The organism is Endobacter medicaginis (assembly GCF_014192375.1).
Classification (GTDB): domain Bacteria; phylum Pseudomonadota; class Alphaproteobacteria; order Acetobacterales; family Acetobacteraceae; genus Endobacter; species Endobacter medicaginis.
Genome location: NZ_JACHXV010000023.1, coordinates 1 through 26,049 on the forward strand (window position 1 = coordinate 1; position 26,049 = coordinate 26,049).

The window sequence follows — 26,049 nt, forward strand, 5'->3', positions numbered from 1 at the left end:
CGCCTGGCGCGCGACCTGTCCGGAACGTTCGGCTCTGCGAGCTATGCCTTCGAGGAGATGATCGCCGAACTCGGCAGTTGCCAGATCGGCATGACACTCGGCCTGCCCTGCGACATCGACAATCACGCCTCTTATGTCGGGCACTGGCTCCAACGGCTGAAGGCCGACAAGACGGCGATCTTCAAGGCGGCGGCCGCCGCACAGCGTGCCGTCGACTACTGCCTTGCCTTCCACCCGGACTTCGCCGCGCAGGATCTCGACACCGAGGACGCAGGGTCCGCTGAACCCATCGCCGCATAGGTGCTCCCATGACCCAGGATCTCGGAGCGGTCATCGCCTGGCCGCGTCTGCGTTCGCCTCGGCTGCTGCCTGACGCCTTCGTGCCGACGCGGTTCAGCACCGCCGCCGACAAGGCGAAGTTCGGCAATGATCTGCTGGCCTTCATCTCGGAAGGATTCCCGAAGTCGCGGTTCACACGAGTGTTTTATCGCGAGCTGATCGGGCATTTCGGGTTCATCGCCCATTACGACGAGAACACGTTCTGGGCTTTCTACTTCACGAGCACCGACGGGCGGATCGATTTCCTCCGCGAGATCGCCGACTGGCCATGCTGGGGCGCCTACGAGCACACCTACCGCGATGTCGAGGAGATCGTGCGTCGGCGCGTGCGAGAGGCACGCCTGATCGAGGCCTATCGGGCCGAGCGACGGCGCGAGGTCGAGCGCCACGAGCGGGCGACACTTGCCCGCCTGCAGGCGAAATACGTCGAAGCGGCGTTCCCCGCCCCTTCGCCGCTTGAACCGACCCGGCAGTCTGAGTTGTTCTGATGCCATCTTCGTGTGAAAGGACTGTTGCGCGACAGCCGCAAATCCCGCGCTATCGCCTTGATAGGCTTCCCGTCACGGTGCTCCCGACGGATCCTCGTAATCGTCTCCACAACCAACATCCCTGTACCCGCCGTCCGGAACCCAAACGGCGGCGCTTCTCACGATGAGATGAAGGGGGTCAATTTTAGACGCCGATCACCCCGCTAAGGGGGGCAATTTTGCACGCCGCTCCACACTTCAGGCTGTCGAGCGATCCGCTGTTCGTCGACAAGGTTCGTGACATCGTCGGCCTCTATCTGTCGCCGCCCAACCGCGCACTCGTTCTCAGCGTCGACGAGAAGTCCCAGATCCAGGCGCTCGACCGCGAGCAGCCGGTCCTGCCGATGATGCCCGGCGTGCCTGAGAGCCTGTCTCGGAATGCGCCCGAAACGGCCATCTGACGCACGTTTCCTGCGCTTCGATGCTCACGGCCCCGACGGCCGCTCCGCTTCGATGCTCGAAAACACACGCCATCTGACCATTTCGGACGCATTCCGAGACAGGCTCTGAGCGCCGCACCCACAGCTACATCCGGCACGGCACGACGTCATTGTTCGCCGCGCTCGACATCGCCTCAGGCTTCGTGACCGGCAAATGCTACAAGCGCCACCGTGCGACCGAATTCCTCGACTTCCTCAAGCAGATCGACGCGCGGGTGCCTTCCGAACTCGACATCCATATCGTCATGGACAATTACGCAATCCACAAAACCGCGCTGGTCCGAGCATGGCTCGCTCGTCGGCCGCACTACCACGTTCACTTCGCCCCGACATCCGCTCCTTCATCGACCATCATAACGACAACCCGAAACCATACCGCTGGACCAAATCCGCCGATGAAAACCTCGCTTCCGTCAAGCGCTTCTGCCAGGCTACTGAGCGAACCTTATGCAGCGAACTTTAGATTCATATGACTAGGTTCATCGCTACCGGCCGGCCGGTGCATCCGCCCATTCTCGCGACATCTCGGATCGCGAGCGCGCTATCGCATCTCGCTCCGTCACTGCATCGGCGACACCTCTGGAAAATCGTTCGGGCGCGATGCCGCACCCGCGGCGCCGGCTTTCTCGGCCGGTCCGTGTGATGGTAGGTTCGCGTCATGAAAAAGACCGAATGCGCGAAGCCCCGGCATGCTTGCAGACGGATGTGCGGCCCCGCGCTGCTGATGGCATGCGTCGTCGTCACGGTGCCGGGCTGTGTCGGGCCGCCCAGCCGGATCGATCGCACCGCGGAACAGCGCGCCGCGTCGGATCCGGCTGCGCTGATGCGTGTGGCGCAGGCTGCGGATCGGTCGGGAAATCCCTCGACGGCAGCTGTTTTTTATCGGCGGGCGTTTGACCTCGATGCCTCCAATGCCGATGCGGCACTTGGGCTCGCGCATGCGCTCACGGTCCAGGGGGACGCAGATCAGGCGACCGAAACTCTCAGGACCGCGCTGGCGCGCGTCGCAGCATCCGATTCCGTCCGCGTGCGCAAGGCACTGGGCGACCTGCTGGTCCTGTCGCATCGGCCGACGGAAGCGGTCGCGGTGTTCCGCGCCGGGCTCGACCGGCTTCCCAACGAGGTGCCGCTGCTGATTGGGCTCGGCGTCGCGCAGGACAACTGCCGCGATCACGCGGCGGCGCAGGCCGCTTACCGCAAGGCCCTGACGATCGAGCCGGGCAGCATCGCCGGGCGCAACGATCTCGGCCTTTCGATCGCCCTCGCCGGCGACACCGACACCGCACTCGAGACGCTGCGGCAGGTGCGTGCCGAGATCGTCGCCAATGGCGGCGAGGCCAATGATCTGGCGACGATCGATGGCAACCTCGCATTAGTCTACGCCATGCAGGGCAACCTCGCCGGAGCGGCGCGCAGCGCTCGCGGTGCCGCGAGCGATCCGACCGACCTCGCCGCCAACATGAAATTCTATTCGGCCTTGGCGCCCGGCAGCGGTGCGAGCAGCGGATTGCCCTCCACACCCGAGGAATGAGCCGGCGCCGCGGCAGGCGTCGCGCCCGCCGAGGATGACGAATCGCCGTCCGAACCGTTCGTATCGCCTCCGTCGCGGCCCTCGCCGTTGCGGGGCTGCGGGGCGGGCGCCACCGTACCGGCCTGCCACTGCCCGACCGCCCGCGCGGCGACTGCGCCGTTGGTCGGGCCGAGGGCGACCGGATGGACGAGGTCGCCGGGGTCGGCCACCATCTGCGCGAGCGCGGCGGCCTGGATGCATTCTCCCAGCGGCTGCACGCTGCGCTGCGCATCTCCGAGCCAGCCGGGCCTGACCGCGGTCGCGCAGGACAGCGTCTGCGCGGTCGAGCGGCTGAGCAGGATGTCCTCGCGCGCATTGCCGTGCCAGACGATCCTCGCGGGATCGAGACCGAGCTCGACGAGCAGCGCCTTCGCCGAGGCCGCCTGCGGGCCGGAGACCGTCTCCACGGTCGCATCGACCAGACGGGCATTGCCGTCCGGCGTCAGCGAGGCGAGCGCCCGGCGCAGTCCGCGCCCGGGCGCATAGCCATGTAACGGCACCGCGACCTGGCTCTGCGCGACCACGATCGGGGGCGCCGTGCCCCGGTCGCGGGCGGGATCCTCGCAGCCGCAGAGCAGCACCGTGGCGACGAGGCAGGCACCTGCCCCGGGTGCCCGCATCGTCATCGTCCGTCGCCTTCTCACTGGAACAGGAACCCGACGGCGCCGCGCAGATGCGGCGTGCGTTCCGGATCGATCGTGCCGCCACGCGCCACCAGCCGGTCGAGGAACAGCCGCTCGAGATCGGTGGTCTGACGCAGGTAGTCCGTCGGCAGCTCGGGCACCTTGTCGGTCGGATGCACGATGTAGGCCGTCACCACGATGACGAGGTCGCTGTCATGTCTCTGGAAGGTCGTCGACCGGAAAAGGGCACCGAGGATCGGCAGGTCGCCGAGCCAAGGGACTTTGCTGATGCTGTTGGCTGAGTCGTTCTCGATCAGGCCGCCGATCGCGAAGCTCTGACCGGAGGCGAGCTGTACCGTGGTGTCGGCACGACGCGTGGTGAGCGACGGCACCGTGCCGCCGGAACTGCCGGGGATGTTGACGTTGACCGAGTTGTCGATCTGGCTGACCTCGGGGCTGACCCTCATGCTGATCATGCCGCTCGACAGCACCGTCGGCGTGAACGAGACGCTGACGCCGTACTGCTTGTATTCGATCGCCACCGCGCCGAGACCCTGCGGCACCGGGATCGGATACTCGCCACCGGCGAGGAACTTCGCCTGTTCTCCCGAACTGGTGGTCAGGTTCGGCTCGGCCAGCAACGTGACCAGTCCTTCGTCGGCCATCGCATCGAGCGCCAGGGTGGACGAGCCATGGCGGTTCGAGTAGCTGCCGAAGATCGAAGACACAGCGCCGGACGCGTTCAGCGCCGAACTCGCCGCACCGAGGACCGGCGTGACGCCGAGTGCGAACGAGCCGACATTGCTGAACACCGTGGTCCAGTTGAAGCCGAGCTGCCGGCTGACGTCGCGCGACACCTCGGCGACGCGGACCCGCAGGTTGACCTGCACCGAGCCCGCGACCTGCAGCTGGTTGAGCACCACCTCGCCGTTGCCGGCATATCTCTGCGCGATCGCCTGCAGGTTTGCCGAGGCCTCCGCCGTCGGCACGCTGCCGCTCAGCACCAGCCCGTGCGGCGTGCGCGACAGCTGCACCGACGATCCCGGCGCGGAGTCGGTGATCGCGCGCTGCAGCGCCGACTGGTCGTATTCGACGACGACGTTGTAGGCGAGGATCGGCTTGCCGTCCCCGGTGACGGCGAACAGGGTCGTCGTGCCGGGCTTCTTGCCGAACACGATGATGTTGCGCGCCTGTGACGGATTGACGTTGCTGTTGACGTCGGCGATCGACGGATCGGCGACGAACACCGCCGATGCCGGCACCGGAAGGTTGAGCAGCTTGCCGCCGCCGACGGTGAGGGTGAATTTCCGGCGCGCCGAGATGGTGCCGACCTCGTGCGACACGGCCGGCGGCGTCGGCGCGATCGCTTCAGGATCGCTGTAGGCCTGGCCGGGGCTCGCGGCCGGCGCGATCGGCGTAGGTGCCGATTGCGCACGCGCGACAGCCGGGAGCAGGTCGGTGCAGATGAGGCCTGTGGAAAATAGGAAAGAAAGCGACAGACTCGCCCGGAACACGCCGCTCCGCGCAACGGCGGCGTTGAACTCAAATCGCATCGACCCGTATTCTCTCGTTCACCATGCGCAACGTAGCCCGCCGCACCGTGTCCAGCAACCCGTCCGCCGCACCTGCCTAGACCGTGGCGATTCCGTATTGCTGAAGCGTCGGGTTGACGGTGTGCTGCATTTCCTTCTTTTCGTGTGCCCGCTTGATGGCTTCGACGATGGCCTCGATGCCGAAGCCCAGGCCCAGCGCGACGTCGACCACCACGCCCACCGGTCCGGCCGCGGCACCGATCGCCTCGGCCGCCGCCATGCCGCCGGCGCGGCCGGCGATGCTGCCTGCCGCACGGCTCAGGGCATTGCCCGCCCACTCGCCGCCCACTTCCTTGGTCGCACTTTCGGCGGCCAGGCCCAGCGAGCCGCTGCGTCGCAGGGCATAGGAACTGATCTCGCCGGAGGCCAGCCCCGCGCGCCGGGCGGCCATGTCGCCGACATTGGCGACGAGGCCGGTGCCCTGGACGATGCCGCGCGCCGAGCCGGCGATGGACAGGGCCGCCTGTCCGCCCTGCCCGTTGCGGATCTCCTGCGAGATGCCCGGCAGCATCGAGGCGGCGCCGAACACGCCCGCCAAGCCGCCCAGGCCGTCGGTCGCACCGCCGATCCGCGTGCCGGCACGCGCCTTGTCGGCGTCCGACGCGTCGCGGCGGGCGTTGATGCCGTTGGCCGCCCAGCCACCGGCCATCGCCAGGCCGCCCATGCCGAACGAGGCGTATTGCAGGCCCTCGAGCGCCTTCTGCTGCGCGCTCGCCGTCTCCGCCGGGGCACCCTGGGCACCTGCGGACGCCGAGCCGGCGCCCGCAGCCGCATCCGCGCCCGACGCCTGTGCGGGACCGGCAGACTGAGGCGCCACGGGCGATTGCATGCCGAGCGCGCCGTAGGCGAGGTTCTGCAACAGGCCCTGCACCGCTTGCGCCGTCTGCGGATTCGCCAGCTTGGACATGACGGTGCCGTCACACGCATGCGGATCGAACGTGCCGCTTTCGGGATTGAATTTCGCGCACGCGTCCTGCAGCGACGCCCCGGAATCCAGGTCCTTGAGGAACGACGTCACCAGCGCCTGTGTGTCCTGCTGGGTCAGGCCTGTCGTCGCGCCGCCGTAGAGCTGTGCCGGATCCGTCTCGGCGATCGAGGCCGCGATATCGGAGGCATCCGCCTTGCCTCCGCCCTGCAGCGCGCTCATCACCGCCTTTCCGGAGCCGCCATCGGCGCCGGCGATCGCGGCGGTCGATTGCTGATAGCCGGATGCCTGGCCCTGGACGAACTGCGGGTCGAGAACGCTTTCGAAAGCCTGTTCGTCGCCCTGCGTCGTCCCGAGCGAGTCCGCCAGTTTCGCGTTTTTCTGCGACTGCAACATCTGCAGTTCGCCGCCCTGGCTGAAATCGGACACGTAGTCCTGCTCAAGCTCCGTCGTCAGCCCGGACTGGCTGGCGACGATCTGCTGCGCGGACGGACTGCGCCCGCCGGTAAGATCGCTGTCGAGCTGAACCTGCGACTGGAAATCGCTCAGCGCGCTCGCATCGGTCTGCTTGGCGCTCTTCTTGTCGGCGTTGTTCTTCGAGACCGCATCGAGATCACCCTGCAGCTGGCCGCCGGTGAGCACGTCGCTGCGATAGGTTGTCTGCACCGCGCGTGACAGCGAGGAATCGCTGCCGACAATCGCGCGCTCGCCCTGAGGGACGGACCGGGCGAGATATTGCTGCACCGACGGATCGGAGGAGAGCGTCTCGATATCCTTTCCGATCTCGTCGTCGGTCTTGTCGTTGTGCTTGAGGTCGCTCCCCGCCTGGAGCTGCTGCTGGGTGGTCTGCAGCTGCACCAGCACGGCGGCCTTCTGCGCGCCCGAATAGTTCTGCGGATTGGCGAACACGTCTTGGTTCAGCTTCAAGGTATCGACGCCGGCGACGGCATTCCTCGTTGCCGCGTCACTGACCAGCGACGCGAACTGCCCGCCGGTGGTGGGTGCCTGTTTCTTGACCCAGCCGATGATGTTGCCTTCGTCGAATTTCCCGTCGGCATTGTGGGTGGCGAGGTCGTGACCCTGCTTGCCGCCCTGGTCGAGCACCTGGAACATGCCCGGTTGCGAAAACGTGCTCGCCGCGCCGCGCAGGGCCGATGACAGGCCACTGTCCTGCGCGACCGCAAGCAACCCGTCCCGGGTCGTCTCCTTGCCGGTCTTGCCGTCCTTGTCGGGGGAGTTTGCCGATGTCAGCGGCAGGTTGGCCTGCAGCAGGGCGCTCTGGCGGACGAGCTGGAGAGACTGGGCGTCGGCATTGGGGTTGTTCTTCTCGTACTGTTTGACCGTATTGTCGGCGCGCGACAGCTGCCCGTGCATCTTGCCGATGAACGCCTCGAGATCGTGCGTCGAGATGTTGCCGTCGCCCTTGCCGCCATGTGCGGCGGTATCGAGCGCCTTCTTCAGGGCCGGGTTCTTGTCGAGATAGGCTTGCGCCGCCTTCTTCTGTTCCGGCGTACCGCTCAGCAGCATCTGTGCCACGGCAATCGGCCTGTTGAGCGCCGTCGCCGCCGCCTGCTGCTGCCCGGGCGGCAGTCCCTGCACGAGCGGGGACCAGGCCGCGATATCCTTGCTCGACTGGGTGGAATCGATGGAGGGCTCGCCAGGATCGCTCGTCCCCGAGGATGTCGCGGCGGACGCATCGGCCGACGAGGTTCCCGGCGATGTCTCCGAAGACGGCTGTGACGGCAGGCCGCCGGGAAGCCGGGCGAGCATCGAGCCGAAGCCGGCATCGCCGGCCGGCATGGCACCGCTGTCCGGCGGCAAGGTCGGCGGATAGGCTGTGCTGCCCTGGATCGTCTGCATCGCTGGCTCCCTTGCAGTCAGGTCACGCGTCGTCGTCGTCGTCGTGTCTTCGCTCTAGGCGTTCTTGGCCTGAGCGTTCTTCTCGTCCCGCTTGTGGGTCTGGTCGGCGGTGTAGATGCCCAATCCGAGGCTGGCCGCCAGACCCGCGCCGCCTACCGCCGCCGCGATCGGCGTCGTGAAGCGGGTGATGCTGTTGCCCGCACCCGTCGTCACCATCTTTTCGATGTCCTTCCGGGCGGAATCGAGATCCTTGGCCGCGTCGAGAGCCTCTTTGGTGGCCGCCGTGATCTTTTCGTCGTCTCCCGACGCGCCAACGCCACGCAGCTTGCTGATCGCATTGTCGAGACGCTGCGTCTGAAGTGCTACATTCTTATCGCCGTCGATACGCGCCGCCAGACGCTCGGCGACCCCGCGCCCGTAACCCGTGCTCTGAGCCTCTGGCCGGGGGCGGATGTTCTCGAGACGCTCCAGCAGGGCCTCGGTTTCCGGGCTCAACCCGGCGGGTATCGCCGGTTCCGCAGCCTGTTCCGGCACCCGCTCGGCCACAGGCTGCACGGCCGGACGCTCGGCGACGACCGGTGCGGCCAGCGCCTCCGCCGGTTCGTGCAGAACCGCGGCGTCGCCACCGGCGTCCTGCTGCACATGCGCGGCGAGCGGCGCCTCGCCCTCGGGCCAGGCACCGGGCATCGCTGCCCTGCCCACCTCCTGCTGGAAGGCGTCGTCGCCCCGACGGCCCGCGCCGAGGGCGCCGCCTTCATGACCCGCGGCGCCGATCCCCGCACCGACATCGCCACGCGGGACGGATAATGGTTCGAAATCCATGATTCGCTCTCCTTGCGTGATCAGACAGCCAAAGATCCGTTCAGGGATCAGGCGTCGACCGGGGTCGTGTTGACGGTGGTTCCCTCGATCGGCTTCACCACCGAAGGCGTCGCCGTCGCGTTCGTCGCCGTCGCATCCGGCAGGGCCGACTGCAGAGCCGACAGGCTCGCCTGTGCGTCGTAGCTGCCGTCGCCGCTGCCCTGGGCGCTGTTGGCGATGTTGCGCGCGGCGGTCGCGAGCGCCTGGTCCTGGCTGGCCGCCTGGGTGTCGCCGCTGCTGGTGGCGGCCTTCGCGGCGGCGTCGGCCTCGTTGGCCAGCGCGCCGGCGTTGTTGGTGATCTGCTGGCTGCCTGCGCTGCCGCCGCTGCTGATCTCCGATTCCAGGATGGCGGTGTTCGCGCCGAGCGATCCCTTGGCGTTGCTGGCCGCATCGAACGCCCCGGAAGCCTGCTCGGCGCCGCCGTCCTTGCCGGCGACGGATACCGTGTTGACACCACCGAGGCCATCGCGTTGCGCCGCGCCCTGCAGAGCGCCCTCGCTTCCCTGCTGGCTGTAGGTGCCGTCCTGCAGGCTGCCGAGGATGTTGTTCATCGCCTGCTGCAGGCTCTGATCGGAGTTGTCGCCGCTGGCATCGGCATCCTGCAGGAATTTCTGCACGGCCTGCTGGATGTCCTGCGCCGAGTTGCCGTTCGCCGCGACCTGGGACAGCACGTCGTTGTAGTCCGAGGCGAGCGTGCCGGGCGTCCCGGCACCGGTGGACTGACCAGCCCCGCCGGCGGGCGCCGATGCGGCGGGTGTCGTGGTCGCGGGCGTCGTCGTGTCGGGCGTGCTCGAGGCCTGCGTGGCCCCGGGGGTCGTTCCGCCCGACTGTCCCTGCTGCAGCGCGCCGAGCAGCTCCTGCACGGCCTGCTCGAGGGACTGGATCTCGCTATCCTGGCCACCGACGGCCGTATCGGTGTCCGGCATCACGGCCGCCGTGTCGCCACCGGCACCCGGGACGCCACCGCCGCCGACGCCCTGATCGGCCTGCTGCTCGCCCGCCAGTTGCTGCTGCACGGCCTGCTCGGGCGCCGAGCCTGCGCTGCCTGCGCTGCCGCCGCCGTCGCGGCTCTGCAGCGCCGAGAGCAGTTCCTGCACGGCCTGCTCGAGCGCCTGGATTTCCCCGCTCTGGCCGCCCTGCTGGAGGACGATATCGTTCTGGGTCGGCTGGGTCTGGATCGAAGAGATGCTTCCCGACATGGTCATACTCCTGCTGGCCGATCCCTCAGGACCGGACGATAAGCGGCCGATCTGGCCTCACGACGCCCCGCCGATGACACGGGACGCTCACGCCGGCTGCAGGGCCGGCTGGACACCGAGGGTTGGACGCGACGCATGCACTGCCGCCTCCTGACGCCCCAGGGTGCCGATGACGTTGAACTGGAAACCGGGCGCGATCTCGGCATGCGACAGCACGCCGGGCTCGATCCCGTGACGATGGAGGAACTCGCGCAGGTGCCGGCGGAGCTCGATCGTGGTCACCACCACCGGGCGCAGGCCGCGCGCGAACGCCTCGCGCAACTGACGCTGCACCTGGCCGACGATCTGATCACCCTGCTCCGGCACGAGGATCTCCCCGTTGACCGTGCTGCGCAGCGAGCCCAGCAGCTCGGCGGCGAGATCGTCCTCGACCACCACGCCGTGCAGCGTCATGTCCGGCCCCGCCAGGGTGTGGCAGATCTGCTGGCGAAGGCCGCAGCGGACATATTCGGCCAGCATCGCCGGGCTCTGCTCGCGCGGCGCCCACTCGGCCACCGATTCCAGCACCTGGCGCATGTTGCGCAGCGCCACGCCCTCGCTGACCAACCGGCGGAACACGTCCGCCAGCCGCGGCAGCGGCGCCGAGCGCATCGCCTCGCGTACCAGGTCGCCATAGGCGCCCTCGATACGGTTGAGCAGGATCTGCGTCTCCTGGATGCCGACCAGCTGGCCTGCGGAGCGCAGCATCGTCTCGCGGGCGAACAGCGGCACCATCGCGACCGCATCGCGGCGATCCGCATCCGCGCCGCCCTCGCTGGCCTCGCCCTCGATCGCGCGGCCCTCGATCACCGTCCACGGCCGGCCGCCGGGGCCGCGATGCTCCCGCCCGGGCAACGCGATGGCCGATGCCGGCGCATCAAGCCACGTCTCGTCCGGCGCGAGGTCGACACTGAGCAGCGGCACCTGGTTCATCTCGAAACGCAGGCCCGGCGCGTCCGGCCCGAGCGCCTCGCAGACCTGCAGCTTCGGCATCGACACACCGAACTCGTCGAGCATCTCGCGATTCATCCGGGCGAGTTCCGCCTCGATCTCGCCGCGACGCGCCATCAGGGCGGGATTGAGCCGCACCAGCATCACCGACAGGCCGCGCATGTCCTCGATCGCGTCGCGCATCGCCGCCTCGTCGGACGCGGCCTTGCGCCGGCGCGCCCGCTGCAGCAGCCAGCCGCCGCCGCCGATCGCCGCGGCCAAGGCGAAGAACACCACCATCGGGAAACCCGGAATCAGTCCCATCCCCGCCATCGCCACCGCGGAGACCATCAGCACGCGCGGATTGGCGCTGATCTGCCCGATCACGTCGGTGCCCAGGTCGGTCTCGCCATCCGCACCTACACGGGTGACGATCAGCCCGGCGGTGAGCGAGATCAGCAGCGCGGGGATCTGCGCGATCAGCCCGTCGCCGATCGCGAGCAGCGAATAGGTCGAACTCGCCTCGGAGAACGACATGCCGTGCTGTGCGCAGCCGATGGCGATGCCGCCGAGCAGGTTGACGAAGATGATCATCAACCCGGCGATCGCATCACCCTTGACGAACTTCATCGCGCCGTCCATCGCACCGAACAGCTGGCTTTCGCGCTCGAGCGCGCGACGCCGACGCTTGGCCTCGTCGGCCTTGATGGTGCCGTTGCGGGCGTCGCTGTCGATGCTCATCTGCTTGCCGGGCAGCGCGTCGAGCGCGAAGCGTGCGGCGACCTCGGCGACGCGCTCCGCCCCCTTGGTGATCACCACGAACTGCACCACCGAGATGATCAGGAACACCACCAGCCCGACGACCACGTTGCCGGAGATGACGAACTCGCCGAACGTACGGATGATCTCGCCGGCATCTGCCTGGGTCAGCACGAGGCGGCTGGTGGTGATCTCGATCGACAGCCGGAACACCGTCGTCAGCAAGATCACCGTCGGCAGCGTGGAGAATTCCGACGGACGCGGCAGATACACCGCCACCATCAGCAGGGTCACCGAGATGCAGATATTGACCGCGATCAGCATGTCCGCGGCGACGGTCGGCATCGGCAGCACCATCATCGCCAGCGTGCACAGCAGCAGCAGCAGCAGCGCGAGGTCCTGGCGCACCGGCAATCGGCGCAACAGGCTGCGCGACGACGTCATGCGGGCATTCGGGGCGAGCGAGGCGGCGGACACGGTCAGTACTTCAGCTCCACATGCTGCGTGCCGCGACGCACGGCGACGCGGTCGGGCATGATCCGTTCGATCACCCAGCCGTCACCCGCACTGCCGCCGACATGCAGCCGGTCGCCGGAGCCGTCGACGACATAGGGGCCAGGGCCGGTCCACACCGCCGCGAGCTTCAGCGGCGGCATCGAGCCGGGGGCGGCGAAATCCTCGACGATCACCGGCGACGAACCGTACCTCGCATCGAACCACTGCCTGACGCCTTCCCATGTCGCCTGGTCCGAAGGGGGCAGCAGGCCGGTGGCGGTCAGCGTGCCGTCATGCATCGCGGAGACCGCGATCCCGGCCAGGCCGACATCGCGAAGACGCGCACGCAGCGCGGACGACGCCGCATTCAGGTCCGTCACCGCCGAACCGGCCAAGCGACCGCCCGCGGTCACGCCTGCGGTCGGCGGCGACGCGGGCGTCACCAGCCGTGCGCAGGCGAACAGCCCGAGACCGGCCAGCATCGCCGCAGCCGCACCGGCGACGGCGATCGGGGTGCGGCGGTTTCGTGGGGCCTTGACGGCAGTGGGATCATTCGCCGGGACCGCCGGGATCGCGACATCGAGCAGGAAGCGCGTCGTACCGGCGGAAAACACCGTCGGTGCCGCGATCACGGACTCCTCGCCGGGGCGCAACGCCTGCCCGTCGGAAAGCTGAAGCGTCCGCAATGCGCGCAGCAAGGTTGTTGCGCCCACCACGCGGATTTCGAAATGCCTCAGCTGGATGTCGGGATCGGCGATCACCACGGCGCAGTCGGTGCCGCTGCCGATCGGCGTCTCGCCCTCGCCGAGACGCATCCGCGCACCGGACTGGACACCATCGAGAACTGTCAATACGGGGGCGGCACTCAAGCCGGTATCGCTCCTGCTGTTGCCTGCCACGACGCCGTAATCGTGCCTGTCGGCGCACACTAGTATCGCCACGGCGAAACGTGTCGCGCGCTGTCGGAAAGTCGGCTCGCATTGCGGGATACCGGGTCGCGAGACGTTTATCTGCGAAGACCGGTCGGAAGATAGGACGGGGCCCGTCCCTGAAAAAGATGCAGGCCCCGTCCGGGACAAGGCTTACGACGTCGTGCTGGCGCCGGCAGCCTTGTGCGCATCGCTGGACTCCGTCTGCAGGGTCTGCATGTGCATCTGGAACAGCGTGCTCTTGATCGACTCCTGCTGGAAGTTCGCCAGGGCTTCGCCCTGCACCGCGTCCAGGCTGCCGGACGAACCGGCGTTCGAGATGGATTCAGACATGGTGATCTCCCTCAATGCCAACGTCGGATGACGTCATTGCGGATGGCCGGCGGAATTGCCGTGCCGCAGGCGTCCACGCATTCACGTGCCGCCGGACGGGTCGCCTTTCGGGACCCGCGTTTTCCAGAAACCCTGCCGAAGGATGGCCGACAACATCACACAGAACGATGACGATGTCCGCCCTGCCTCAGGGTGTTCCGGAAATCGAAGAAACGCTCCCTCTCAATACTGCCATGCCGGAATGGCCGCCCTGGGGCGACGTATCCGACGTCTGCGCCTCGATCGCCTGACGCATCACGGCGATGAAGCTCGGCGGTCCGGCAACGACGACCGCGTCGCCGGCTGCCTGTTTTGTCAGTCGAAACCGTGCGTCAAGAATGCCGTCTTGTTCAAGGGATTTTTTTACCTCGTCAAAAGAATGCCCATGCAGCGGAATGACCGCAGTCTGCTCGGACGATGTTTTCGACACGTAGAGCACGGCTCCGTCGAAATACCAGTCGAGATCGTTACCGTGTGTAACCGCTTCGAGAAAATTCTGTGCATCTCCCGGCGGCAGGCGCCCGTCGATGGTGCCGCCGACATCGGGTGCGATCATCACGCGAAGCCCGAGATTGTAGCCGAAATCGCGCAGGGCAGCGGCAACGCCCTGGCTGACGACCGTGTAGGGATAGGGCTGGTGTTTCCAGGCCTGTCGGCCGGCGACGCCATCATCCGCGGCGGATGCCGCGACCGGGCCACACGGCAGCACGAGGATCGCAAAAATCTTCGCCATCGCGGGGTGTCCGATAACGTTTCGACAGCGGGCGACGCGTGTCGCGAGACTCATCGGAACGGCTTGCTGACGACCCGGTGCTGGCAAACTCTGCGACCTCCAGTGCGAAGGGTGCGCAAGGGGCTCCCGGTGCGTCAATCCCCCCGGGACCGGGCGGATGCGGTCGCCGGGTCCGGCAGCGGCCGCATCACCTCTCGGCAATGTGATCGGCGAGATCGACGATGCTGCGTGGCTGGTGTTCGCCGCGCCGCATCATGATGGCTTGCCATGACGACCGTCGGCGGTGTCTCCTGCGCGACATCGATGCATCCGATGGCGGAACGCCGGCGCCGGATGCGGGAGCGGAGTGAGAAGACATGAGCGGTACCGTCTCGATCGGTGCGACGTCTCCTGGCGGATTCGCATCCGGTGCTGATGCGCTCGGCGGCAGTGCCGCGCACGAGCAGGCCTTCGCCGCCGCTGTGCAGGCGAGCTCGCCCGCACAGCAGGTCGACGCGCAACCGGCCGTCTCGACGCACGGCATGATGACCGACGTGACGCAGCGGCTCGATTCCGTTGCAGACGGACTCAGGATCGATCCCGTCGCCAAGGGAGATGCCGCGCAGTTGCAGGCGCTCGCGCCCGGCGATCCGGCATCCGCCGCGCCGGAGCACGCACGGGCACCCAAGAGCATCGACCAGGTCACTCAGGAAGCGCTCGACAGCTACCGGAGCTCGATCGTGCTGTCGGTCGAGGCACAGGTGGCGACCAACGGGTCCTCGACCAGCACCAAGACGTTCAACAGCCTGATGCGCGGCAGCTGAGATGCGGAAGGCCGCACGCGCCTGCGGCCTCGCCGCGCTTCTGGCGCTGGCCGGCTGCAAGGCCGAACTCTACCGCGCGCTGCCCGAGCAAGAAGCCAACGAGATGATCGCGCTGCTGATCCGCAGCGGCATCCAGGCCGACAAGATGGTCGCCAAGGACGGCACGGATTCGATCGAGGTCGACAAGGCGCGGTTCGGCGAGGCGGTGACGCTGCTGCACGATGCCGGCTATCCGCGCAAGCAGTTCGAGACGATGGGCGACGTGTTCAGATCGAGCGGCCTCGTCGCCTCGCCGCTGCAGGAACGTGCGCGTTTCCTCTATGCGCTCAGCCAGGAACTCTCGGCCACCATCTCGCAGATCGACGGTGTGATCTCGGCACGCGTGTCGGTGGTGCTGCCGCAGAACGACATCCTCGACCGCTCGCCGACGCCGTCCTCGGCGTCGGTCTTCGTCAAGTATGACAGCCGTTTCGACGCCGGCAAGCTGGTGCCGCAGATCAAGATGCTCGTCGCCGACAGCGTGCAGGGCCTCGGCTACGACAAGGTCTCGGTGATCGAGGTCCCCGTCGCGCCGCCGCTGCCGGTGAGCGCGCCTCCGGCGTCGATCTCGACGCTGGCCTATGCCGAGGCGGCGATCGGCGGGTTCCTGGTCGCAACCGGCCTCGCCGCCGCCGCCTGGCTGGCCCGTGCCCGGCTGGCGCGGCTGGTCTCGCTGCTGCCGGGCCGGCGCAAGGCCGCCGCCGCCGGCCGCGACATCCTGCCCCAGGGCCGGGGATGAGCGCCGCGCAGCAATCCTCCGCCGCGGAATGGTTCGAGCCCGGTCTGCTCGCACGCCGTCTCGGCCATGGGGTGAGCGAGGAGCTGGTGGCCGAGATGCTGGGCCATGCCCGGCTCCGCCTGGGCCTGGACCGGCTGCTGTCACGACGCGCGGGACCGGCGGAGGCCTGCACCCTTCTCGCGCTCGACCGGATCGGGCTGCTGGCCTTCCTGCGCCGGCTCGGCGCCGTATGGAACGCGCCGGACCTGACCCGGGCCATCGACGGCACGGCTGTGCGCGAGCTGGTCGCGGCGGTCGGGCCCTCGCTGCGTCAGGCGGCGATCCGGCACGCGGCCCTGCTGCCGGCGCATCACCCGCGCCGTGGCCTCTCGGTGGCCGAGCTGGTAAGGCAGATCCCGATCGACGGCCTCGCCTGCCTGACCGCCTGGGCCGACACCCGGCCCGACGCGATACGGACCCGTATCGAGCTGCGCGTCGGACGCGCCGACGTCATCGACTTCGCGCAGCGCACGCACGCCCCCGGCCTGGTCGAAGCCTTGGCGGAGATGGCGTCCGCACCGGAGGCGGCGTGACCGCAGAGGCGAGCGCGGCACGGCCGCATCCCCTGCCCCGCTCGCATCCCAGCTCGCCCTGGGTGGTGCGCTCGGAGCGGCTGTCGGCGATCGAGGACGGCGAGGCGATCCTGACGGCGGCACGTGCGCAGGCGGAGTCCCTGCGCGAGGCCGCCACCCGCGACGCCGCGTCGCTGCACCGGCAGGCGCAGGACGCCGGCCTGGCCGAGGGCGCGCGCGAAGCCGCGGCCTTGGTCGGCGCCGCGCAGGCCGCGATCGCCGTCCAGCGCGAGGCCGACGCGGCCGAGATGCTGCCGCTGGCCTTCGCCATCGCGCATCGTATCCTCGGGGCCTTCGACGAGGACGACCGCCTGCACCGCGCCGCCCGCGCCGCCCTCGACGAGCATCACAACCTCGCCGGGCTGCGGCTGCGCGTCGCCCCGGCCGCGGCGGACGTCCTGCGCGCGGCATTGCGGGCGGAGGGTCTGACGACAGTCGCCGTCGACGCCGACGACGGCGTCGGGCGCGACGGCTGCACCCTGGTGCATCCGCGCGGCCGGGCCGCGGTCGGTCCGATCGACCAGCTGCGCGAGATCATGGCCTCGCAGCGGATCGACGGCGCATGAGCGCATCCCCCGCCGCCGATCGCTTCGCCGCCCTCTCCTCGCTCGCAGGCGCTCTGCGCGAAACGACGCCGCGCCCGCTGCGCGGTCGATTGGTGCGCGCGGTGGGCACGGTGCTGCGGGCGGTGATGCCCGAGGCGCGGGTGGGCGAGCTGTGCCGGATCGAGGATGCGGGATTGACGGTGCCGCTGATGGCCGAGGTGGTCGGGCTCGACGGCGACGAGGCGATTCTCGCACCGATCGGTGAGGTCCGCGGGCTGTCCAGCGGCGCCGAGGTGACCGCGACGCGTGACGTGTTGCGGGTGCCGGGCGGGGCGGGGGTGCTGGGCCGGGTGCTGGACGGGCTGGGCCGGCCGCTCGACACCGCGGAGCTCGGGCCGCTGCGCGGCGTCACAGACCGTCCCTGCGACGCATCGCCGCCAGACGCGCTGAGCCGCGCGCTGGTCGAACACAGGCTGGAGCTGGGGCTGCGCGCCATCGACGGCTTGCTGACCTGCGGCGAGGGCCAGCGGATCGGTATCTACGGCGAGCCGGGCGGCGGCAAGTCCACCCTGCTCGCGCAGCTGGTGCGCGGTGCGGCGGTGGACGTCGTGGTGGTCGGCCTGATCGGCGAGCGCGGCCGCGAGGTGCGCGACTTCATCGAGACGCAGATCTCGCCGCAGGTGCGGCAGCGCACGGTGCTTGTCGTCGCCACCTCCGACCGCCCGGCGGTGGAGCGGATGAAGGCGGCGATGACCGCCACCGCGATCGCCGAGAGCTTCCGCGACGAGGGCCTCAAGGTGCTTCTCGTGATGGACAGCGTCACCCGCTACGCCCGCGCGCTGCGCGAAATCGGGCTGGCTGCCGGGGAGCCTCCGACGCGACGCGGTTTTCCGCCCTCGGTGATGGCCGAACTGCCGCGCCTGATGGAACGCGCAGGCCCGGCGGCGCGCGGCTCGATCACCGCCTTCTACACGGTGCTGTTCGAGGGCGACGGCGCCGGAGATCCGGTGGCCGAGGAGACACGCGGTATCCTCGACGGCCACATCATCCTGTCGCCGAAACTCGCCGGCAGCGGTCACTATCCGGCGATCGACGTGCTGACGAGCCGTTCGCGGGTGATGGAGGCGGTGGCCGCGCCGGCGCACCGCGCCCAGGCGCGACGGGTGCGCGATCTGCTGGCGCGCCATGCCGAGATCGAGTTCCTGGTCCAGGTCGGCGAATATCGTCGCGGCGTCGACCCGCTCAACGACCTGGCCCTCGACCGCATCGAGGACATCCGCGCCTTCCTGCGTCAGGCTTCCGATGACCATACCGGCTTCGGCGAGATGCTGTCGCGGCTCGGCCGTCTGGCGGCCTGAGCGGAGATGGCGCTCGACCCGACAGGCGCCGGACGGCGCGCCGCCTGGATGCATCTGCTCGCACGTGTGACAGGGGAGGCCGCCTGTCGCGCCGCGCTGCGCGAGGCCACCGACCGCCTGCACGCCGCGCAGGACGCGCTGCGGACAGCCGAACGGGCGCATATCGCGGCCCGCCAAGACCGCCACGACCGCCTCCGTGAAAGCTACGACACGTTGCCCGGGCAGCAGGCACCGCACGACATCCACGCATTGCGGGCGTCGGAGGAACACCTGCTGGCCCGCGAGCGGCAGGCCCGGGCGCGGTGCGAGGTGGCCTCGGGCGGGGTGGAACAGGCGACCGCGGCACAAGCCGAGGCGCAGGCGACACTGCGGGCGGCGATCCAGCAGCGGTTGCGCCGGACCGAGATCGCCGTGCGGCTGGAGGCCGAGGCCCGGCGCGTCGCACTGGCCGCGGAGGAGGAAGCGATCGCCGACGAACTGATGGACCGTGCCGGGCATGGAGCCGGATGAGCGGATCCGCACCGGCATACGCCCTGGCGCCGATCGATCCGTCGCGGGTGCGGCGGCTGATCCTGCCGCGTGTCGGTGCCGAGGCGGCGGCGGTGTCGCGCCGGCTGGCGCGGCCCCGGCGGCCGCTGCCGCTGCCGGGCAACGAGAGCTTCCATCTGGTGCCGATCGAACGCTTCGAGCCGCAGCCAGGCGAGACACGGCTGTCGGTCGTGTTGACCTGCGGCGGACGCGCATTCGCCGCCACCCTGCCCGACGGATTGTTGCTCGGTCCGATCCGCGCGCTCGATCCACAGCTTCGCCTCGATCCGCTGCCGCCGCCCGACCTGCTCGCCCTGCTCGCCGAGGCGGCGCTGCTGCCGCTGCTCGACGCGCTGGAGCGGGGCACCGGCGTCGCGGTCTGCGTCGAGGCCGTGACGGGCGCGCCGTCGGGCGACGACGGCGTCGATCCCGCCCCGGGGCGGCATGTGCTGCCGATCGGCCTGCGCGGGCCGAGGCTGGATCGCGTCCTGACCCTGCACGGCGAACAGGACGCGCTCGAGGCCCTGCTGGGCCGCTGGCAGGCCGCATGGCGGCCGATGTCGGGCCTTGTGATCGAGGCCGCCCTCTGGGCCGGCACCACCGAGCTGCCGGCTGGCGTCGTGCGTTCGCTGCGTCCGGGCGATGGCATCCTGATCCAGAGCCTGGAGACCGGCGTGCCGGCGCAGCAGCGGCAGGAGGCCGCGACTTCCGTCCGGCACCTCGTCGTGGCAGATACGCTGGGCGCGCCGGCCATGACCGCCTCGGTCGACGGCACCGTTACAGCGACGCTGCTGGGCACGCTCAGGCCGCTCGCCGCCACCTCATTCGCACATCCAGCAGGTCGCCAGGTGAATCACGAACCAGCCCCCGACACCGATATGGCCGCGCTCGACGACATTCCCGTCCGCCTGGTGTTCGAGGCCGGGCGGCTGGAGCTGAGCCTCGGCGAACTCCGCCAGCTCGGCGCAGGATCGGTGCTGCCGTTCTCGGCCGCCGCCTCCGGCCATGTCCCGGGCACGGTGCAGATCCTGGCGGGACGCCAGCGCATCGGCCTGGGCGAGTTGGTCGAGATCGACGGACATCCCGGCGTGCGGATCATCGCCTTCTCGGCGGCTGTCGACGACGGACCGCCCGCCGCAGCGCAGGAACCGGGAGCGACGGGCGCCACCGCATGAGCGCGCAGATGCCCAACCTGATCGAGCTGATCGTCGGCATCACCTCGCTGGGTTTCCTCGCCTTCGTCGCCGTGACGATGACCTCGTTCATCAAGATCGCGGTGGTGCTCTTCCTGCTGCGCAACGCGCTCGGCATCCAGCAGACGCCGCCCAACCTGGTTCTCTACGGGATCGCGCTGCTGCTGACCGCCTATATCATGGCACCGGTCGGCCATGGCGCCTACCAGGCGGCGATCGGCTCGGGCCAGCCGATGAGCAGCTTCTCCGACTACATGGGCGCGATGCAGCGCGCGGAGGTGCCGGTCAAGGCGTTCCTGCTGCGCTTCACCAGCCAGGGCGAGCGCGATTTCTTCACTTCCGCCACCCAGCGCGTCTGGGGGCCGGATGCGCACATGACGGTGCAGTCCGACGATATGATCGTCGTCATTCCCGCCTTCGTGCTCAGCGAGCTCCGCCGCGCCTTCGAGGCAGGTTTCCTGCTCTATCTGCCGTTCATTGCCGTCGACCTGGTGATCACCGCGATCCTGATGGCGATGGGCATGTCGTCGGTATCGCCGACGACGATTTCGGTACCGTTCAAGCTGTTCCTGTTCGTCGCCGTGGAGGGCTGGACGCGACTGATCCACGGCCTGGTCCTCGGCTACGCCATCTGAGCCGTCATGCAGCAGGACGCCCTCGTCGAGCAGCTGCATTCGATGCTCGGCATCGTGCTCTACATGTCGCTGCCGCCCCTGGTTGCCGCGGTGGTGGTCGGGCTGGTGATCGGTGTGCTGCAGGCCGTCACGCAGATCCAGGACCAGTCGATGCCGCTGACGTTCAAGCTGCTGGCGGTGATCGCCGTGGTGGCCTTCGGCGGCGCGATGCTGACCGTGCCGCTGCTGCGCGAGGCGGTGACGGTGTTCGACAACTTCCCGCTGATGACGCGCTGAGACGACAACGATGAGCGGCCAGGCCACCGCGCCGCCCGGCGACGTGATCGCCCAGTTGCAGCCACTGCTGGAGATGGCGCATCGCTGGCTGATCGCCTATGCCGTGCTGCTGCCGCGACCGCTGGCGATCCTGGCGATCAACCCGGTGTTCACGCGCGTCGAGCTGTCGAACCTGCTCAAGGGCGTCATCGCCACCGGCATGGTATTTCCGATGTGGCCGATGATGGTCGGCGTGCTGGGCGACCACCCGCCCGGCACCGGCATGCTGCTGCTGCTGGTGGTCAAGGAATCGCTGATCGGCATGGCGATCGGCGTGCCGATCGGGCTGCCGTTCTGGGCGCTGCTGGCGGTCGGCGACATCGTCGACCAGCAGCGCGGCGCCACGCAGGGACGGCTGAACGACCCGTCCGGGTTCGGCGACATGTCCGTAACCGGCACCCTGCTGCTGCTTTGCGGCGTGGTGATCCTGATGAGCACCGGCCGGCTCGATGTAATCGCCGATACGCTCTACACGTCCTGGCGGGTCTGGAAGCCGCTCGAGATGATACCGCTGCCAGGTCCTGCGGCCGGCACGCTCGCGCTCAAGCTGCTCGACCAGCTCGAGGTGATGGCGCTGACACTGGCGATGCCGCTGATGCTGGTCATGCTGCTGAGCGACGCGGCGATGCTGCTGCTCGCACGCATCGCACCCCAGCTACGCATCGACGATCTCTCGCTCGCGGTGCGCAACCTGGTGTTCTTCATCTTCATGCCTGTCTATGTGGGCTTCCTGCTGCTCTATGCCGGGCGCGACGAGGTCTGGCTCAGCCGTTCGCTCAACCTGCTCGGCCCGGCACTGGCACCGTCGATCACAGGCGCACCGCCGCCGGCACCGTCCGGATCCGGCTAGATGGCCGGCAGCAGCGAGGACAAAACCCTTCCCGCCTCCGCCAAGAAGCTGCGCGAGGCGCGCAAGAAGGGTCAGGTCGCGAAGAGCAAGGATTTCGTCACTGCAGCCGTGACACTCGCCGCGATCGGCTGCGTGATGACCCAATGGGGGCAGATCGCCGCGCATTTCGCTGTCCTGATCGGCCATGCCGGCGATCTTGTGACCCGGCCGCTCGCACAGGCACTGCCGCCGCTCGCGTCGGAGATCGCCGAGGTCGCGCTGCGGATCCTCGCACCGCTGCTGGCCGGGATCCTCGCGGCTGCCATCCTGTCGAGCGTCATCGCCACCGGCGGTCCGGCCTTCTCGCTCGATCCGATCGTGCCGAAACCGCAGAAGCTCAACCCCGCCGAGGGCATCAAGAAGATCGTCTCGACGCGTGGACTGGTCGAGGTGGCCAAGAGCCTGCTCAAGCTGGCGCTGCTGGGCGCGATCGCCTGGCAGGTCGTGCGGGCCTCGCTGCAGCAGATGGTCGAGCTCCCGGCCTGCGGCCTGCAATGCAGCGGCATGGTGCTGCGCGGCTCGCTGCTGCCGCTGGCGATGGCGGGCGCTGCGGTGTTCGCCGTGTTCGGTCTGGCCGATCTCGGCCTGCAGCGCTGGCTGTTCATGCGCGATCAGCGCATGAGCCACACCGAGCGCAAGAACGAACACAAGAATTCCGAAGGTAATCCGCTGGTCAAGAGCGCCCATCGCCGCGAGCGGCGGGAAGCATCCAACCTGCGCGCCGGCCTCAACCAGGCCAGCTTCGTCATCACGGGCGCGAAGCTCGCTGTCGCGATGCGTTACAACGCGGTGGACACCAAGGTACCGACGGTGGTCGCGCGCGTCGAGGACGCCGACGTGACAGAGTTCGTGCAGGAGGCGCGGCGGCTGAAACTGCCGCTCCTGCACGACCCCGAGACCGCCCGGATGCTGCACGCCAAGGTTCCGGTCGGACACTCGATCCCGCAGGACCTGTTCACACCGGTCATCATGGCGATGAAGCGCCTAGGTATGCTGGGTTAGGGACTTTCCAGATCCGACCCGTCATGTTCGGAGTCGGTCTGGTAGTGCATCAGATTTTCCCTGGCCTCCTCGCTGGAAACCGGGCGGCCGAGATGCTGCTCCGCGCTGAGACGGTACCGCTCGACGGCCTCCGCCAGCGGTTCCTCACCGTGCGCCCGCAGGACTGCCTCCCGCGGCTGGTCCGGCATCATGTGCGCGATCTGGTTGTAGCCGCGCGGAGACGGGAAGAAGCTGTCGGGCTTGAGCGTCGAGGGATCCACCATCACCCGGACGACTTTGGGATCGTGGTTTCCCATCGTGGTGGTCACGACGGTCGGCAGGCGCTTCGCGGTCAGCCGATCGCCGGATGTCACTTCGGTCCGTCCGATCCGCGGTCGTGTCGAGGCGACGTAGTGGTTGGCCGCGGCCTCGTCGACCGCCTCTTTCGGAAGGCCGAAAACTTCCGCGGAATTGCCGCTCTTGAAGGCCTTGTCGAAGCCGCTGTTGCGGATGCTCTCCTTCCCGGCCTCACTTGTCAGGTGGTATTGCCTTGTCGCGTCGTAGGCTGCCTGGAATGCTCCGGCTTCATGCTCGGTGCCTTGCGTCGTTCCGAGCCGCGTCGTCCCAATCCTGGCGTCACCCGCGCCAAGCTCCTCCACAGACGATGTCGGTACCTCGTGCGGCGCGTTCAGTTCGATTGGAGGCATCGTATCCCCTTTCCAACAACGGCCGGAAGCGTGCCACAAGGTCCGCTGCCGTCGCTGTCCGGAGAGGCTATGCTCGACGCCGCTCGTGCGACAAGCACTAACTGCTTTCGTTACGACATCACTTCGTGTCGATTCCGGAAGGCGCCGCATCGCATCGCGTCCGGTATTTCGGAGCGCCGTGTCGCAACGGCGGCGCTGGCGGAGGGGTTCGGATCTTACTTGATGACCAAGCCGTCTGTATCATCGAAGGAGACCTCCGCGCCCCAGCCATAACTCGATGATTTGGGAGCCTTGCCGCGAGATGCCCAATCGTTTCCGACTTCGGCGATGATCTTGTTTCGATCTTCGCGAAGCGGCAGCGATTGCGCATGAACGGTCACGGACGGTCGGCGACGCTGCCTGCCACCTCGTAATTGTCCCGAAACCCGAACGTTCGCTGGTCGCCTCGATCGCCAGACCCCTGCGTGTCTGTACCGAAAGGTTGGCGATGGTCGCCGGTCCCTTGAAGGCGATGCCACCTTCGGCGCTTATTCCGCAAAGCCTCGGCAGCGCCGGAGACAGTTACGACAACGCTTTGGCCGAGACGATCAACGGTCTTTACAAGGCCGAGGTGATCCACAGGCGTGGGCCGTGGCGCAGCTTCGAAGCCGTCGAATATGCCACGCTCGAATGGGTCGACTGGTTCAACCATCGTCGGCTGCAGAAGCCCATCGGCAGTATCCCGCCTGCTGAGAGCCTGTCTCGGAATGGGTCCGAAATGGTCAGATGGCGTGTGTTTTCGAGTATCGAAGCGGAGCGGCCGTCGGGGCCGTGAGCATCGAAACGCAGGAAACGCGCGTCAGATGGCCGTTTCGGGCGCATTCCGAGACAGGCTCTGAGGCGGAAGATCTATATTATGCTGCCGCAAGCAACCTCGATATGGCAGCGTGACTCACAACCCAACGCCTCCGGTAAACCCGGCGCGGTTCAAGAATTGGACATTTCTATCCGGTTTCCCACTGGACATTTCTACTCGGTGGAAACATAAGTGGAGTGGGTGAAAACGGCGCTCCAATACAAGATATGACTTGGATGATTAAATAGCAAGTCAGAAGAGAGCGCACTGCCACGGGGCGTTCGTCCCCTCAAGGGTAAAGGCTCCGCCCGCGCTCCGCGCGCCCTTGCGGGGCCGCCCACCCCGCGCCCGTCCGCGAAGGGTCTTCGGGAAGAAGACGCCAAGCGGAGCACACGAAAATGCGCACGATCCTGATCATGTGGGCGCGCCTGATGGGCATGCTCGTTATTGCCTTCCTGCTGTTCGCGGCGATGGCCGCCCCCGCCTTCATCGACGATCTGGACGCGATGGTCGGCCCCGCGCCGGTCGACGTCGTCGCGTCGCGCTGAAGGAGGATCCAATGTCACGGATCGACCCTTCCCGCGCCACACCGGGGGACTGGCAGGTGCGTCCCGGGCAGATGACCATGTATGGCGGTGAGAAACTGCCGACGCTGCAGGTCTGGACCCGCGAGAACACCGCTGTCGCAAAGCTGCACCCGATCCAGGGCCTGCCCGGGGACCACGAGGCGGTGGCGACCAACGCGCGGCTGATCGCCGCGTCGAAACCCATGGCCGAGATGCTGCTGGAAGCGCTTCGCTATGAGGCCGACCAGTTCGATGGACATCCGGACCTGCCCCTCGACGTGTCCGGCGCCGAGCTGGTCGACTGGTTCACCGACTGGCGCGAGCGCGTCAAACGGGTGCTCGATGTGCCCGGCTGACGCAGTCGATCCGGGTCGCCTCGAGGAGCGTGAGGTCATTCGTATCGAGTTGGCGGACGGCACCCGGCATACCGGATCGGTCACCATCATCGCCCGGAAGCATTACCTGGTATGCCGAGGAGCCGGATACCCGCTCCATGGGCATGTCGAGGGGCCGCTCGAAGATCTGGCCATCGTCGACCTGACGACGCTGCAGACGCGGGCCGAGGTCTACGAGGAGTCGCGTCGCCGGATGATTGGCGAACGGATCCCGGGTGCCGAACCGGTGACGCGCGACGATATCGAGCATCGGCTTCGGACCATCGGCCGTGCCAAGGCCGGTTGCGGTGATGACTGGTCGCGTGAGCTGCAGGTTACGCGTCAGTTCGAGGAGCTTGCCGACCGTATCGGGCTCGCCAAAGCCAAGCGGCAGTGGATCCTCAACGAGGAGCGCTTTCGACTTCGCTCGAACCGCGATCCGGAGATGCGCGACATCTGGGTGGCCGACGTCGCCTCGCCCTCCTGCCTGGCCCGGCCACGACCACAGGATTTCGATCCCGACCCGCGGACCCGTCGCCGGCGAAGCCCGCTTCCCCCGGAGGCCCGCTCCGACCCCTTTGGTTTGCACAATGTGCTGAAGGCCATGAAACAGCTCGGCCTCAAGGCGCGGATCGATCGGCTCGGCGACCCGCCTCACCTACGCGGTCACATCCTGGTCAAGATGCCGATCAAGGGTCGCGCTCAGTTCGTCGCCATGGCCGAGCGCGACGATCCGGC

At 68.2% G+C, this 26,049-nt stretch carries 28 protein-coding genes and 3 pseudogenes; 20 read left to right on the forward strand and 11 right to left on the reverse strand.

What is annotated here, in order from left to right:
• From FHR90_RS15350 to FHR90_RS15365, 4 genes and pseudogenes are all read left to right on the forward strand, one after another.
• On the forward strand, positions 1-300 hold a 300-nt coding region (locus FHR90_RS15350), incomplete at its 5' end, for a zincin-like metallopeptidase domain-containing protein (protein ID WP_246330318.1).
• Between the two features lie 8 nt (positions 301-308).
• Positions 309-827 (forward strand): hypothetical protein, encoded by a 519-nt coding sequence (locus FHR90_RS15355; RefSeq protein WP_176625541.1) that lies wholly within the window; start codon positions 309-311, stop codon positions 825-827.
• Positions 828-1,063: 236 nt separating this feature from the next.
• Positions 1,064-1,228 (forward strand): annotated as a pseudogene (locus FHR90_RS15360) (IS630 family transposase); the annotation flags it as partial.
• A 146-nt stretch (positions 1,229-1,374) separates the two neighbouring features.
• Positions 1,375-1,769, forward strand: a pseudogene (locus FHR90_RS15365) (transposase); the annotation flags it as partial.
• Positions 1,770-1,865: 96 nt separating this feature from the next.
• Here FHR90_RS15365 and FHR90_RS17535 read toward each other — a convergent pair.
• Complete coding sequence (locus FHR90_RS17535; protein WP_246330322.1) at positions 1,866-2,246, reverse strand: hypothetical protein; 381 nt, start codon at positions 2,244-2,246, stop codon at positions 1,866-1,868.
• Between FHR90_RS17535 and FHR90_RS15370 the strand changes: the two genes are divergently transcribed.
• Positions 2,130-2,837, forward strand: a complete 708-nt coding sequence (locus FHR90_RS15370) for a tetratricopeptide repeat protein (RefSeq protein WP_246330319.1) — start codon at positions 2,130-2,132, stop codon at positions 2,835-2,837. The two genes, FHR90_RS17535 and FHR90_RS15370, sit on opposite strands and share 117 nt — an antisense overlap.
• On the opposite strand, the gene FHR90_RS15375 is transcribed toward FHR90_RS15370, so the two are convergent.
• The 9 genes from FHR90_RS15375 to FHR90_RS15415 all read right to left on the reverse strand — a co-directional run bounded on the left by FHR90_RS15375 (position 2,774) and on the right by FHR90_RS15415 (position 14,193).
• Entirely contained in the window at positions 2,774-3,502 is a 729-nt protein-coding gene (locus FHR90_RS15375) for a hypothetical protein (protein ID WP_183275503.1), read from the reverse strand. The genes FHR90_RS15370 and FHR90_RS15375 overlap by 64 nt on opposite strands.
• A 14-nt stretch (positions 3,503-3,516) precedes the next feature.
• The gene (locus FHR90_RS15380; protein WP_183275504.1) at positions 3,517-5,052 is read right to left on the reverse strand and encodes a type II and III secretion system protein family protein; all 1,536 of its coding nucleotides are present in this window, start codon (positions 5,050-5,052) and stop codon (positions 3,517-3,519) included.
• 76 nt (positions 5,053-5,128) lie between these two features.
• On the reverse strand, positions 5,129-7,876 hold the full coding sequence (locus FHR90_RS15385; RefSeq protein ID WP_183275505.1) for a type III effector HrpK domain-containing protein: 2,748 nt from the start codon (positions 7,874-7,876) through the stop codon (positions 5,129-5,131).
• Positions 7,877-7,930: 54 nt separating this feature from the next.
• Positions 7,931-8,698: a hypothetical protein gene (locus tag FHR90_RS15390; RefSeq protein ID WP_183275506.1), complete on the reverse strand. Its 768-nt coding sequence runs from the start codon at positions 8,696-8,698 to the stop codon at positions 7,931-7,933.
• Positions 8,699-8,745: 47 nt separating this feature from the next.
• Positions 8,746-9,936: a hypothetical protein gene (locus tag FHR90_RS15395; protein WP_183275507.1), complete on the reverse strand. Its 1,191-nt coding sequence runs from the start codon at positions 9,934-9,936 to the stop codon at positions 8,746-8,748.
• 87 nt (positions 9,937-10,023) lie between these two features.
• Entirely contained in the window at positions 10,024-12,141 is a 2,118-nt protein-coding gene (sctV, locus tag FHR90_RS15400; protein ID WP_183275508.1) for a type III secretion system export apparatus subunit SctV, read from the reverse strand.
• A gap of 2 nt (positions 12,142-12,143) precedes the next feature.
• Positions 12,144-13,028, reverse strand: coding sequence for a SctD/MshK family protein (locus tag FHR90_RS15405; RefSeq protein ID WP_183275509.1), 885 nt, complete (start codon positions 13,026-13,028; stop codon positions 12,144-12,146).
• Positions 13,029-13,241: 213 nt separating this feature from the next.
• Positions 13,242-13,421, reverse strand: coding sequence for a hypothetical protein (locus FHR90_RS15410; RefSeq protein WP_176625534.1), 180 nt, complete (start codon positions 13,419-13,421; stop codon positions 13,242-13,244).
• A 187-nt stretch (positions 13,422-13,608) separates the two neighbouring features.
• Positions 13,609-14,193: a hypothetical protein gene (locus tag FHR90_RS15415; RefSeq protein WP_176625536.1), complete on the reverse strand. Its 585-nt coding sequence runs from the start codon at positions 14,191-14,193 to the stop codon at positions 13,609-13,611.
• A 356-nt stretch (positions 14,194-14,549) separates the two neighbouring features.
• Here FHR90_RS15415 and FHR90_RS15420 point away from each other — a divergent pair, with 356 nt between their 5' ends.
• The 11 genes from FHR90_RS15420 to FHR90_RS15470 are packed head-to-tail and all read left to right on the forward strand — an operon-like array spanning position 14,550 to position 22,850.
• On the forward strand, positions 14,550-14,996 hold the full coding sequence (locus FHR90_RS15420; protein ID WP_176625538.1) for a hypothetical protein: 447 nt from the start codon (positions 14,550-14,552) through the stop codon (positions 14,994-14,996).
• Position 14,997: 1 nt separating this feature from the next.
• Positions 14,998-15,774 (forward strand): type III secretion system inner membrane ring lipoprotein SctJ, encoded by a 777-nt coding sequence (gene sctJ / locus FHR90_RS15425; protein ID WP_183275510.1) that lies wholly within the window; start codon positions 14,998-15,000, stop codon positions 15,772-15,774.
• Entirely contained in the window at positions 15,771-16,346 is a 576-nt protein-coding gene (locus tag FHR90_RS15430; RefSeq protein ID WP_183275511.1) for a hypothetical protein, read from the forward strand. The genes sctJ and FHR90_RS15430 overlap by 4 nt, the downstream gene beginning before the upstream one ends.
• Entirely contained in the window at positions 16,343-16,951 is a 609-nt protein-coding gene (locus FHR90_RS15435) for an HrpE/YscL family type III secretion apparatus protein (protein WP_183275512.1), read from the forward strand. The genes FHR90_RS15430 and FHR90_RS15435 overlap by 4 nt, the downstream gene beginning before the upstream one ends.
• Positions 16,948-18,288: a FliI/YscN family ATPase gene (locus tag FHR90_RS15440; protein ID WP_183275513.1), complete on the forward strand. Its 1,341-nt coding sequence runs from the start codon at positions 16,948-16,950 to the stop codon at positions 18,286-18,288. The genes FHR90_RS15435 and FHR90_RS15440 overlap by 4 nt, the downstream gene beginning before the upstream one ends.
• Before the next feature lie 6 nt (positions 18,289-18,294).
• On the forward strand, positions 18,295-18,798 hold the full coding sequence (locus FHR90_RS15445) for a hypothetical protein (RefSeq protein WP_183275514.1): 504 nt from the start codon (positions 18,295-18,297) through the stop codon (positions 18,796-18,798).
• Positions 18,795-19,991, forward strand: a complete 1,197-nt coding sequence (locus FHR90_RS15450) for a FliM/FliN family flagellar motor switch protein (protein ID WP_183275515.1) — start codon at positions 18,795-18,797, stop codon at positions 19,989-19,991. The genes FHR90_RS15445 and FHR90_RS15450 overlap by 4 nt, the downstream gene beginning before the upstream one ends.
• A complete protein-coding gene (sctR, locus tag FHR90_RS15455; protein ID WP_176622159.1) occupies positions 19,988-20,644 on the forward strand; it encodes a type III secretion system export apparatus subunit SctR in 657 nt (218 codons plus the stop codon). Before FHR90_RS15450 ends, sctR begins: the two co-directional genes overlap by 4 nt.
• A gap of 6 nt (positions 20,645-20,650) precedes the next feature.
• Entirely contained in the window at positions 20,651-20,920 is a 270-nt protein-coding gene (locus tag FHR90_RS15460) for an EscS/YscS/HrcS family type III secretion system export apparatus protein (protein ID WP_176622158.1), read from the forward strand.
• A 10-nt stretch (positions 20,921-20,930) separates the two neighbouring features.
• Positions 20,931-21,809, forward strand: a complete 879-nt coding sequence (gene sctT, locus FHR90_RS15465; protein ID WP_176622157.1) for a type III secretion system export apparatus subunit SctT — start codon at positions 20,931-20,933, stop codon at positions 21,807-21,809.
• Positions 21,810-22,850, forward strand: coding sequence for an EscU/YscU/HrcU family type III secretion system export apparatus switch protein (locus FHR90_RS15470; protein ID WP_176622156.1), 1,041 nt, complete (start codon positions 21,810-21,812; stop codon positions 22,848-22,850). It begins immediately after the preceding gene.
• On the opposite strand, the gene FHR90_RS15475 is transcribed toward FHR90_RS15470, so the two are convergent.
• Positions 22,847-23,536: a hypothetical protein gene (locus FHR90_RS15475; protein ID WP_176622155.1), complete on the reverse strand. Its 690-nt coding sequence runs from the start codon at positions 23,534-23,536 to the stop codon at positions 22,847-22,849. The two genes, FHR90_RS15470 and FHR90_RS15475, sit on opposite strands and share 4 nt — an antisense overlap.
• A 526-nt stretch (positions 23,537-24,062) precedes the next feature.
• Between FHR90_RS15475 and FHR90_RS15480 the strand changes: the two are divergent.
• From FHR90_RS15480 to FHR90_RS15495, 4 genes and pseudogenes are all read left to right on the forward strand, one after another.
• Positions 24,063-24,350: pseudogene (locus FHR90_RS15480) on the forward strand (integrase core domain-containing protein); the annotation flags it as partial.
• A 419-nt stretch (positions 24,351-24,769) separates the two neighbouring features.
• Complete coding sequence (locus FHR90_RS15485; protein ID WP_176622154.1) at positions 24,770-24,919, forward strand: hypothetical protein; 150 nt, start codon at positions 24,770-24,772, stop codon at positions 24,917-24,919.
• Between the two features lie 11 nt (positions 24,920-24,930).
• Positions 24,931-25,293: a hypothetical protein gene (locus FHR90_RS15490; protein WP_176622153.1), complete on the forward strand. Its 363-nt coding sequence runs from the start codon at positions 24,931-24,933 to the stop codon at positions 25,291-25,293.
• On the forward strand, positions 25,280-26,049 hold a 770-nt coding region (locus tag FHR90_RS15495; RefSeq protein ID WP_183275516.1), incomplete at its 3' end, for a hypothetical protein. The genes FHR90_RS15490 and FHR90_RS15495, both read left to right, overlap by 14 nt.

What these genes read in the sequence shown, in the direction of transcription:
- FHR90_RS15460 (WP_176622158.1), top strand. Translation starts at nt 20,651, where the DNA reads ATGCAGCAGGACGCCCTCGTCGAGCAGCTGCATTCGATGCTCGGCATC.
- FHR90_RS15415 (WP_176625536.1), bottom strand. Translation starts at nt 14,193, where the DNA reads ATGGCGAAGATTTTTGCGATCCTCGTGCTGCCGTGTGGCCCGGTCGCG.
- FHR90_RS15355 (WP_176625541.1), top strand. Translation starts at nt 309, where the DNA reads ATGACCCAGGATCTCGGAGCGGTCATCGCCTGGCCGCGTCTGCGTTCG.
- FHR90_RS15475 (WP_176622155.1), bottom strand. Translation starts at nt 23,536, where the DNA reads ATGCCTCCAATCGAACTGAACGCGCCGCACGAGGTACCGACATCGTCT.
- FHR90_RS17535 (WP_246330322.1), bottom strand. Translation starts at nt 2,246, where the DNA reads ATGCGCGAGCCCAAGTGCCGCATCGGCATTGGAGGCATCGAGGTCAAA.
- FHR90_RS15490 (WP_176622153.1), top strand. Translation starts at nt 24,931, where the DNA reads ATGTCACGGATCGACCCTTCCCGCGCCACACCGGGGGACTGGCAGGTG.
- sctT (WP_176622157.1), top strand. Translation starts at nt 20,931, where the DNA reads ATGAGCGGCCAGGCCACCGCGCCGCCCGGCGACGTGATCGCCCAGTTG.
- sctR (WP_176622159.1), top strand. Translation starts at nt 19,988, where the DNA reads ATGAGCGCGCAGATGCCCAACCTGATCGAGCTGATCGTCGGCATCACC.
- FHR90_RS15430 (WP_183275511.1), top strand. Translation starts at nt 15,771, where the DNA reads ATGAGCGCCGCGCAGCAATCCTCCGCCGCGGAATGGTTCGAGCCCGGT.
- FHR90_RS15385 (WP_183275505.1), bottom strand. Translation starts at nt 7,876, where the DNA reads ATGCAGACGATCCAGGGCAGCACAGCCTATCCGCCGACCTTGCCGCCG.
- FHR90_RS15440 (WP_183275513.1), top strand. Translation starts at nt 16,948, where the DNA reads ATGAGCGCATCCCCCGCCGCCGATCGCTTCGCCGCCCTCTCCTCGCTC.
- FHR90_RS15375 (WP_183275503.1), bottom strand. Translation starts at nt 3,502, where the DNA reads ATGACGATGCGGGCACCCGGGGCAGGTGCCTGCCTCGTCGCCACGGTG.
- FHR90_RS15485 (WP_176622154.1), top strand. Translation starts at nt 24,770, where the DNA reads ATGCGCACGATCCTGATCATGTGGGCGCGCCTGATGGGCATGCTCGTT.
- FHR90_RS15470 (WP_176622156.1), top strand. Translation starts at nt 21,810, where the DNA reads ATGGCCGGCAGCAGCGAGGACAAAACCCTTCCCGCCTCCGCCAAGAAG.
- FHR90_RS15420 (WP_176625538.1), top strand. Translation starts at nt 14,550, where the DNA reads ATGAGCGGTACCGTCTCGATCGGTGCGACGTCTCCTGGCGGATTCGCA.
- FHR90_RS15380 (WP_183275504.1), bottom strand. Translation starts at nt 5,052, where the DNA reads ATGCGATTTGAGTTCAACGCCGCCGTTGCGCGGAGCGGCGTGTTCCGG.
- FHR90_RS15450 (WP_183275515.1), top strand. Translation starts at nt 18,795, where the DNA reads ATGAGCGGATCCGCACCGGCATACGCCCTGGCGCCGATCGATCCGTCG.
- FHR90_RS15390 (WP_183275506.1), bottom strand. Translation starts at nt 8,698, where the DNA reads ATGGATTTCGAACCATTATCCGTCCCGCGTGGCGATGTCGGTGCGGGG.
- FHR90_RS15410 (WP_176625534.1), bottom strand. Translation starts at nt 13,421, where the DNA reads ATGTCTGAATCCATCTCGAACGCCGGTTCGTCCGGCAGCCTGGACGCG.
- FHR90_RS15445 (WP_183275514.1), top strand. Translation starts at nt 18,295, where the DNA reads ATGGCGCTCGACCCGACAGGCGCCGGACGGCGCGCCGCCTGGATGCAT.
- FHR90_RS15395 (WP_183275507.1), bottom strand. Translation starts at nt 9,936, where the DNA reads ATGTCGGGAAGCATCTCTTCGATCCAGACCCAGCCGACCCAGAACGAT.
- sctJ (WP_183275510.1), top strand. Translation starts at nt 14,998, where the DNA reads ATGCGGAAGGCCGCACGCGCCTGCGGCCTCGCCGCGCTTCTGGCGCTG.
- FHR90_RS15370 (WP_246330319.1), top strand. Translation starts at nt 2,130, where the DNA reads ATGCGTGTGGCGCAGGCTGCGGATCGGTCGGGAAATCCCTCGACGGCA.